The following is a 2,571-nucleotide window of genomic DNA, read 5'->3' on the forward strand; positions in this document are numbered from 1 at the left end:
TTTCAGTAAATTATTATAGAAATAGAAAAACAGGTGGAGAAAAACAACTCGTTTTTCTCCACCTGTTTTATTTTAGGGACTTATTAGACAGCCCCATCCCTTTTTTTGCATAATTAAGATTTTTATTGGAGTCTATTAGCTTGGTCGGGCATTCAAAAATATTACATGCCTTTTGGTCGAACTTTCAGGTATCGTTGAAAGTAGATGTAGGGAAACCAATGTATAGATTGCCATCAAAGTGTAATCATTCATTGCTACTACTATAGTAAATCAGATTTATCTGGATAGATATAGGAAATAAAATGGTTGAGATGTGGGCATTTATAAGGAAGTATTATGTTTAATTCCATCATAGTTAAAGGGTGCCCGACAAGGACACCCACATAAACCCTTAAGAGGGCATACCTATAATAGCTTTCGGTTCTAGGAATTCCTCAATTCCATAATCACCCCATTCACGACCGATTCCTGACTGTTTGAAACCGCCGAATGGAGCAGAGAAGTCTGTTTTTGGATTGTTGACCGTGATTTGGCCGGCCCGAATGTTTGAAGCCACTTTGAACAATTCATCTGGATTTTGACCGAATACATACCCGGCTAAACCATATTTTGTGTCATTGGCTATTTCGATGGCTTCATCGATGGTTTCATAAGTCAGTATGGACATGACAGGTCCAAAGATTTCTTCTTGGGCAATGGTCATATCGTTTTTTACATTAGTGAAAACGGTGATTTTTGAGAAATATCCTTTATCGAGTCCATCTGGTTTTCCTGGCCCACCAGCGACAAGAGTGGCTCCTTCTTCTGTACCTTTATTTATATAAGACTGTACAGTTTCCCATTGCTCTTTAGAAACTTGTGGTCCCATGAAGGTATTTTTATCTTGTGGATCACCTACGGGAAAATCAGGAAGTGCTTCTTTGACGGCCTCAATGAATTCATCATGCATCGATTTTGGAATGATGGTCCGTGTTGCCGCTGTACAAACTTGTCCGGTATTCATCGCAACATTTAAAATGGCTGTTCGTGCCGCATCTTTAACATTTGCGTCTTTTAAAATAACTAACGGAGATTTCCCTCCTAGTTCAAGTGACACTTTCTTTATATCTTGAGCCGCATTTTCCATGATTTTCGTACCCACGGGACCCGAACCGGTGAAGGAAACGAAATCGATACCTGGATGAGAACTGATGGCGTCCCCAATGGTTGAGCCCGACCCATTTACTAAGTTGAATACCCCTTTAGGTAATCCGGCTTTATCAAAGATCTCTGCTAGGATGATTGCCGCAAATGGTGTCATGGCGGCAGGCTTTAGTACGACCGTGCTACCTGCAGCAAATGCACTTGCTAGTTTGGTAGAGGGTTGATTTGTCGGGAAATTCCAGGGGGTAATAAGACCGGCAACGCCAATTGCTTCTTTTTTGATTAAGGTGTTTCCTCTTTGTTCAGTAAACTCGAAGGTTTTAAGGAGTTCAGCCGCTTTTTTAAAATGCTGTAAGCCCATCTCGTACTGAATCTGTTCACTACGAGTAATAGGAGAACCTAACTCTTCGGTTATAACTTTAACAAGATCATCTTTCCGGTTTTCATATTCTTTAGCAATATTCTCTAAAAGTTTAATTCTGTCTTCTATATCCATTCTAGAGAAGGAGGGGAAGGCAGCACGTGCTGCTTCAACTGCACGATCGACATCCTCTTTAGAACCAGCACTAATTTTCCCGATGACTTTTTCTGTAGCTGGGTTAATAACTTCAATCGTTTCTGTACTTGTGGAATCCACCCATTCACCATTAATATATTGTTGTATATAGTTATGCATTATTCCAGCTCCTTTTCTTCATTTATATTAGGTTTTTTCCCTGTATAATGAAGAGTAAACGTTATAATTACTTGTAACTGGATAGGATAGTTGAAAATGGGTTTAGGTACCAATTAATCTTAAATGATGTATCATATGGAAATTTAAATTTAAAATTCATAAACCTAAATTATGTTTTCAAGCGGTGATAGGCAAGGTTTGATAGTTTTACTGCTTCCAAACAAATAGGGGGTGTGAAATACAAAAAAGACCTCAAAAAATTGAGGTCTTTTCATCATTTCCCTTATATTAGGAGGGGTCATCACTACTTCGGTTTTTAAATCGACCGGCCTAAATGTTTCATCGATACATTCTTTCCAATACTCTACATGTTTTTTATCTATCCAGTGATCTGAATCGTTCACTTCGAGACCATTATCACCTTGGACAGAGTACCAATATAGATATTCCTCACCATTTAGAATCTCTCTAAATATCGTTTCTACATACATCTTTTCTCCTTCAAGCGTTATCAGCACATTATTCATATTTTCATTAAGAAACCTTAACCATTCATCTACTTGTTCTGATTTTCCTTCCTTCACTCTAAATCTTGTAAGTTCTACATTCATGCATATCCTCCATAAAATTTGATAACTTATCTACGTTACATATTTTATATAGTTTTGAAATAAATAACAATGTTCAGTTCTACAGTGTATGATTATATATAAGGAACGATAGTATCTATCCATATAGTGTGATTTGAAGTT

Annotated in this window: 1 protein-coding gene and 1 pseudogene; both read right to left on the reverse strand. The window is 37.5% G+C overall.

Features of this window, described 5'->3' with window-relative positions:
- Positions 1–391: 391 nt before the first annotated feature.
- A complete protein-coding gene (locus tag ACIQXQ_RS20750; RefSeq protein ID WP_402959886.1) occupies positions 392–1,819 on the reverse strand; it encodes an aldehyde dehydrogenase family protein in 1,428 nt (475 codons plus the stop codon).
- Between the two features lie 269 nt (positions 1,820–2,088).
- Positions 2,089–2,430: pseudogene (locus tag ACIQXQ_RS20755) on the reverse strand (DUF6176 family protein); the annotation flags it as partial.
- Positions 2,431–2,571: the final 141 nt, after the last annotated feature.

This window comes from Peribacillus sp. NPDC097198, assembly GCF_044762055.1.
GTDB lineage: Bacteria > Bacillota > Bacilli > Bacillales > DSM-1321 > Peribacillus.

What these genes read in the sequence shown, in the direction of transcription:
- ACIQXQ_RS20750 (WP_402959886.1), bottom strand. Translation starts at nt 1,819, where the DNA reads ATGCATAACTATATACAACAATATATTAATGGTGAATGGGTGGATTCC.